Here is a 6,427-nt window from a genome sequence, read left to right on the forward strand (position 1 = left end):
GGTATTTTAAAGTCCCAAAAGCCTTTCGACCCCAATTATTTACTTGCTACCCCTTGACAGTTCAAGACAGTATCTACAGGATTTATCAGGCTTGATATTTTTTCAGAATAGCAACTTTTTCCGGGAAGATTTCGATCGCCATTTTCTCATCATATCGAGTCGCGAGCGATCGCCTCACCTCGCCCAAAAACAGCGGCTGCGACAGCCCAGGTTCAGGATGTACCACTGTACGAACCCGGATTGTCATGTAGTCTCTGCCGCGCCCAGAGCGCCCTGGAGAGTACAAGTCCGCAGCCGCTTGCTGCATCGTTGCTTCTAATTCCGATTCCGTGATCGTAGGTGGCACAGTAACTACTGTTTGAGCGCCGCCAGTATCGTAAACTAAAGAATAGCGCACCGCACCCGGAATTTCTGTACGGGAAAATAGTCCCAAACCGAGACCAAATATACTCGCAGCAATTACTCCCATAAAGCTTGTCACTCCTACCAATCGGAAGCGAAAACCCCATTTGAAGATAAATGCTATAACTGTTAAAATAGCCAAAGCTACTGTCAGAATTCCCGCCCATTGGGCGTACATTAAGAGATTAGAATTTACGCTCATTTGATGATTTGTTGACTGTTGACTGTTGACTGTTGACTGTGGATATTAGTTACCGATACCCGATGCCCAATGCCCAATGATTAATTAAGCGTTTCGGGCCACAAGCAGATAAGTCATCATATCGCCTTTCCCCTTCACTGGAATGATGCCGCGCTCCTCAAAAACGTACTTACCCCGCAAGCGCTCGTAGGTAGCAACTGTCACCTGAATGCTGCCGGGGACGCCTTGAGATTCCATCCGGGAAGCTGTATTTACCGTATCTCCCCACAAATCGTAAGTAAATTTTTTAGTACCGATTACCCCAGCTTCTACCGGGCCTGTGTGGATGCCGATGCGAATGCTGAGCGGCTGACCTCCCTTGGTACGAATCTTAGTCATTGCTGCTTGAATTTCCAGCGCCATTTCCGCGATCGACTCGGCGTGGTCGTCGCTGGGCGTCGGCAAACCGCCAACCACCATATAAGCATCGCCGATCGTCTTAATTTTCTCAAGTCCGTAGCGCTCGGCCAACTCGTCAAAAGCCGAAAAAATCTCGTTGAGCAACTCTACCAATTGGGCCGGCGATAAATGAGCCGAAAGCTTAGTAAAACCGACCAAATCGGCAAACATCACTGTTACCTCAGCGAAACTGTCTGCGATCGTAATTTCCCCGTGTTTCAGGCGCTGCGCGATCGCCCTCGGTAAAATATTTAACAGCAAACGCTCGGACTTTTCCTTTTCCTGAGCCAATTCATGTAAATACGCCTGTTCCTTATCCCGCAGTCGCTTCTTTTCCAGACAAGCGCTAATCCGAGCCTTGAGCAATACCGGATTGAATGGTTTAGAAAGATAATCCTCCGCCCCCAACTCTATACACCGGACGATACTGTCGATATCGTCCACCGCCGAAATCATAATCACCGGGATATGGCGCAACTTCTCGTCCGCCTTCAGATTTTCCAGCACCTGATAGCCGTTCATTTGCGGCATCATAATGTCGAGGAGAACTAAATCAAAAGGATCGCTTCGCAACATTTCCAGAGCTTGCAGACCATCTTCAGCAACAGTCACCACGTGGCCTTGACGCTGAAGTCGGCGGGCCAGCAAATCGCGGTTTACCTCATTGTCGTCAACAACCAGCACGCTGCCCTCGTCACCTTTCATGTCATAGCCTTTTTTAGAAGCAGTTCAATCTTACCCAAAAGTCGAGGAAACTCGACCGGTTTGGTGTCGTAGTCGTCGCAGCCGGCGGCAATACACTTTTCACGATCGCCCGCCATTGCGTGAGCCGTCAGCGCAATCACCGGAATCGTGCTAGTTTCAGAAGCCGCCTTAATTTGCTGCGTTGCTTGCCACCCGTCGAGCACTGGCAGACTCATATCCATCAGAATCAAATCCGGTACTTTCGCGAGCGCCATCGACACTCCCTCAGCACCGTCAACAGCAATAAAGACCTCGTGTCCCTTGCGGGCCAGACGCCGGGAAAGCATATCTCTGTTCATTTCGTTATCTTCGACCAACAGGATTTTAGCCATTGGTGTTCTCCTTGCCTTTCGAGTCGTACCTGCGATCGAGCCTGTCATTTACTATAGAGCGAACATCGCGCAACAAAGTATCGCAACTGTAGACTCCTTTTTGTAGTACCCGCTCGACGTAGCCGTTTAGCTGCTGGCTTTCGGCCGGTGTCAAGTTTTTCCCCGTGAGTACAACAATCGGTATAGGATCTCCCGAATGGGATTTGCGAATTTCCCCGATCAACTCAAAACCATCCATTTCTGGCAACATCAAATCCAGTAATATCAGGTGCGGGCGAGCAACTTTTAGCCGATCGAGAGCAGCGCGTCCGCTGTCAGCCTCCGTTACTGCCCAGCCTTGTGTTTCTAGTACGCATCGCAGTATTTCGCGCGTGGCAACGTCGTCTTCCACAATTAGAATCTGACAGGTCAAATTGTTACTTGCAACGTCGTCTTGGTCGCGTCGGTACTTGTTCAACAAGGCAGCCAGCCGTTTGCCGTCCACTGGTTTGGTGAGGTAGTCCGAGGCACCCAATGCAAAGCCGAGGCTTTTGTTGCCCACAAAGGATAGCAGGATTACGGGAATTTCGGCAAGCTCAGGATCTGCCTTCAGCGCTGAGAGTACCGCCCAGCCGTCCATTCCGGGCATGATCACATCCAGGGTAATGGCGTCTGGCCGTAGTTGCTTAGCGAGCCGGAGAGCTTGCTCGCCGCCGCCTGCGACTTCTACGTGCAGTCCTTGGCGACTGAGGGTGCGCTGGATTAAATCCCGCGATATCGGGTCGTCATCAACTACCAGCACCGTGCCGACAGCGGGGGCGTCGGGAGGGCTAGTGCTGTCGTGGACATTGTTGGGGATTTCCGGCTGTTTGATGGCGCTGGGCAAGAGCACGGTGAAAGTGGTGCCGGAGCCCGAGGTGCTGCTGACCTCAATGCTGCCACCCATCATCTGACAGAAGCGCTGGCTGATTGCTAGTCCCAAACCGGTGCCACCGTACTCGCGGGTAGTCGAGGCATCAGCTTGGGTGAAAGGTTGGAAAACTCGCTCCAATTGCTCTTGTGTCATGCCGATGCCGGTGTCGGCGACGCGGAAACTTAAAAATTCGGAGTTGGAAATTAAAATTTCGGAAGATTCCTCTTGATTTTTCATTTTTAATTGTTCATTTTTAATTCTTTCCACTCCGATCGCAATTCTCCCGTTTTGTGTGAATTTGGCAGCGTTGCTGAGCAAGTTAAGCAGCACTTGCCGCACTTTGGTCATGTCCGCGTGCATGGTGTCGAGGTTGTCTGGACAGTACACTTCTAGGGTATTACCGTTTTTCTCAACCAGCGGCCTGGCCGTGGCAACAGCACTTTCAATTAAGGTATGGATGTCGAAGGTTTCTAAGTAGAGATCCATTCGACCTGCTTCAATTTTAGAGATATCTAGGATGTCGTCGATCATCGACAGCAGGTGTTTGCCCGCGCTGCAGATTTTTTCGAGGTCAGGGACGAAAGCTTCATCGCCCAATTCTTCGGCTTCTTCTTGGAGCATTTCGCTGTAGCCGATGATGGCATTGAGCGGTGTGCGAAGTTCGTGGCTCATGTTGGCGAGAAATGTGCTTTTTGCCCGGTTGGCTGATTCTGCTGCTTCTAGGGCCGACTGCAAGGCGGATTCTGCCTGTTTGCGATCTGTGATGTCTTGGACTGTGCCTTCGTAGTACAAAACGCTGCCGTTTTCGTCGCAGATGCTGCGCGCGTTTTCAGAAATCCAGATCGTGCTACCGTCTGGGCGGTATATTTGGGATTCAAATTTTGACACTTGGCGGCGCGCGCCCAATAGGGCCATAAACTCGGCGCGCCGATTCGGGTCTACGTAAAGTTGGCGGTTGATATCTGTGAGTTCGGCTAGCATTTGGGCACAGGATTCGTAGCCGTAAATCTCGGCTAGTGCGCGATTGCCGCTGAGGTAGCGCCCGTCTGGGGTGGTCTGGAATATGCCTTCGACTGCGTTTTCAAAGATGCTGCGGTATTTTGTTTCGGATTGTCTCAAGGCTGCTTCTGCTCGCTTGCGCTCTAGGGCATTGGCGAGCATTTCTCCTACCATTTTTAGCTGTGTGGATATTTCGGTTGCTCGACCTGCTGTTTGCTTTAAGCCATCGAATCCGAGAATTCCTACTAGGTTTTTACTCGAAATTATGGGAATAATTATCAGTGATTGGCTATTTTTTAGCGGTTTTTGGGATTCTAAATTATTGAGGGAAGCGCCAATCGAAGGTATTGAGGCGATTGCGGTTTGATTGACTGTTTGGGATGGGATGTCTGTCTGGAATTGGGCTGGATTTTGACCTAGAAAATAGGCAATTTCGGCGATTGCTGAGGGCGGCAGTTCGCCGATTTCTGGAATATAAAGGCATTCGGCGCGATCGAGCTTTTCTGCAATCCAAGGGATTTGTGCGATGTCTATTGGTTTGTCGGTGCTGTTTTTGACTGCCGGAATGCCTTCGCCGCACCACTCGTAGGTTTTGTCGGCGCGGGTTTTGTCGAATGATAACAGGTAGATGTAACTGCGGTCAAACCCCATCAAACTGGCGATCGCTTCTAGAGTGCGATCGATGCTTTTATCTATTTCTGATAAGGGCTTGCTGATAAAATCGGTTGACAAACGGGCAATCAACTGAGCGAATTCTATTCGATACTGCAAAGATTGTTCTACTTTTTTGAGTTCGGTAACGTCTCGAAAGCTCCAGACTCTACCGACTGTTTTCGCTCCGACTGTTGATGGCAAGGAATTTAATTCCAGAATTTTTCCGTCTTTAAATTCTAATAATTCGCTGATTTGAGTATCTGAATCTGCCGACACTTTGATCACGTTTTGGAGAAATCCTTGCGGGTCTTTTAATTGTTCCCTGTCGAATGGGAATCCTGTTTCGATCGTGTTTTTGACTGGGCCGAAGGTCGATCGGCTCAACTTTCCTTGGCTGGCGGACAAACCCCACAGCTCTAGAAATTTCTGATTATAATTGCATACATTGCCGTTGATGTCAACGGCCAGAATTCCTGCATCTGTAGATTTTAGAACTGCTTGCAGTATCGAGAGCGATTGCTTGTGTTCTCTAATGTCAAAAAGGTCAAAAAACACCAAGACTGATATTTCGCTGCCCTCAACTGCGGGATGGAAAAAATAGGAAACTGGTAAAATCTTGCCGTCGCGACACAAAAACTCGTCGTCCCAGTTGTTGCAAGGTTGACGGGAAGCGATCGCCTGTTGTAAATCTAGTGTAGGTGCGATCGGCCTATCTTCACTCTTGCTGGGCGACTGTTTCGGCTCCGTCAAAACTTGGGATTTGTGGCCTTCCTTTTGCTTCCCGATGCGCTCTAGCAGGGAAACGCCTGCAAGTTCCGACTCTCGCCACCCCAGCAAGCGTTCGGCCTCTGGATTCACCGAGATTACACAGCCCTTCGCGTCAAGGATACACAATCCCGCCCCCAAAGTGTTGACACTCGCCCGCAGTCGATCGAATTCTGAAGCTGTTGGAGAGTCTTGAGGGGACTGCGGCGAGTGGGTTAAATCCTTTAACGGCACCGTCTCCGAGTTCAAGCAATCCTGCTGCTGAAGTTCTTGCTGACTCTGAACTTTGTCATAGCTACAACTTACCTGCTCTAATAAAAGCTGCCACTGCTCAGCAGTGGGAGGGGGAGACTCGCCGACTAAACCGAGCTGTTCGAGTTGGCGCTGGAGGTGGGGGTGCATATTTTCTGGCGCTTTGTAGGCAACTTTCTACAGTATATCTTTTTAATTAATAATATATATAGGTAGGTATACGGTTAGGGGACAAGTACGCGAGCGAAATCTCTAACAGGTTTTATTGAGAAGCCGAGGGATCATCTCGGCTCTCCAAAATCTTTCCAACTCGGCTAATTATATTAATTCTCATAACTTTTAAGGGTTGTGTACAAACCAATCTTCTGAATGTCGGCAGCACGCTCAAAAATAATAATATCATCCGATCGAGTCAATACTCAGGAAAGTTTTGGTAACGATACTATAAGGTTACGCGGGGCAAGGAGCATAAAAAAGTCGAATTAAATGCAATCCCGGCGTGGAGCCGACATTGATTTAATTATCCACAGTCGAGCAAAGTCAAGCGAGAATCAGCCATTGGGCCAGAGAAAAACTGTTCGGAGTATTGTAAAACTTCATTTAGTTTATAAGCAATTATAAACAATAATGGTATTATATTGTTGTGAGTGTTGAACAAGGAATACGCATCGCCCAAAAAACGCAAGTCTCAAATGCAACTAACACAGAGGCACATCATTAAATCAACGGAACACCGTTTCGCCCAAA

Annotated in this window: 4 protein-coding genes; all 4 read right to left on the minus strand. The window is 49.0% G+C overall.

The annotated features are described in order from the left end of the window. Positions 1 to 85 precede the first annotated feature (85 nt). The gene (locus QUB04_RS32005; RefSeq protein ID WP_333143832.1) at positions 86 to 604 is read right to left on the minus strand and encodes a Ycf51 family protein; all 519 of its coding nucleotides are present in this window, start codon (positions 602 to 604) and stop codon (positions 86 to 88) included. Positions 605 to 688: 84 nt separating this feature from the next. After that, positions 689 to 1,747, minus strand: a complete 1,059-nt coding sequence (locus tag QUB04_RS32010) for an adenylate/guanylate cyclase domain-containing protein (RefSeq protein WP_333290693.1) — start codon at positions 1,745 to 1,747, stop codon at positions 689 to 691. Beyond that, positions 1,744 to 2,118 carry a response regulator gene (locus QUB04_RS32015; RefSeq protein WP_333143834.1) on the minus strand — a complete coding sequence of 125 codons (375 nt, stop codon included), beginning with the start codon at positions 2,116 to 2,118 and terminating at the stop codon, positions 1,744 to 1,746. Before QUB04_RS32015 ends, QUB04_RS32010 begins: the two co-directional genes overlap by 4 nt. Next, complete coding sequence (locus QUB04_RS32020; protein WP_333290694.1) at positions 2,111 to 5,830, minus strand: response regulator; 3,720 nt, start codon at positions 5,828 to 5,830, stop codon at positions 2,111 to 2,113. The genes QUB04_RS32015 and QUB04_RS32020 overlap by 8 nt, the downstream gene beginning before the upstream one ends. Positions 5,831 to 6,427 lie beyond the last annotated feature (597 nt).

Source organism: Microcoleus sp. D2_18a_B4, assembly GCF_036702475.1.
In the GTDB taxonomy this organism is placed as follows: Bacteria; Cyanobacteriota; Cyanobacteriia; order Cyanobacteriales; family Microcoleaceae; genus Microcoleus.

Excerpts from the sequence above, each read along its gene's own strand:
- QUB04_RS32005 (WP_333143832.1), bottom strand. The coding sequence starts at position 604 with ATGAGCGTAAATTCTAATCTCTTAATGTACGCCCAATGGGCGGGAATT.
- QUB04_RS32010 (WP_333290693.1), bottom strand. The coding sequence starts at position 1,747 with ATGAAAGGTGACGAGGGCAGCGTGCTGGTTGTTGACGACAATGAGGTA.
- QUB04_RS32015 (WP_333143834.1), bottom strand. The coding sequence starts at position 2,118 with ATGGCTAAAATCCTGTTGGTCGAAGATAACGAAATGAACAGAGATATG.
- QUB04_RS32020 (WP_333290694.1), bottom strand. The coding sequence starts at position 5,830 with ATGCACCCCCACCTCCAGCGCCAACTCGAACAGCTCGGTTTAGTCGGC.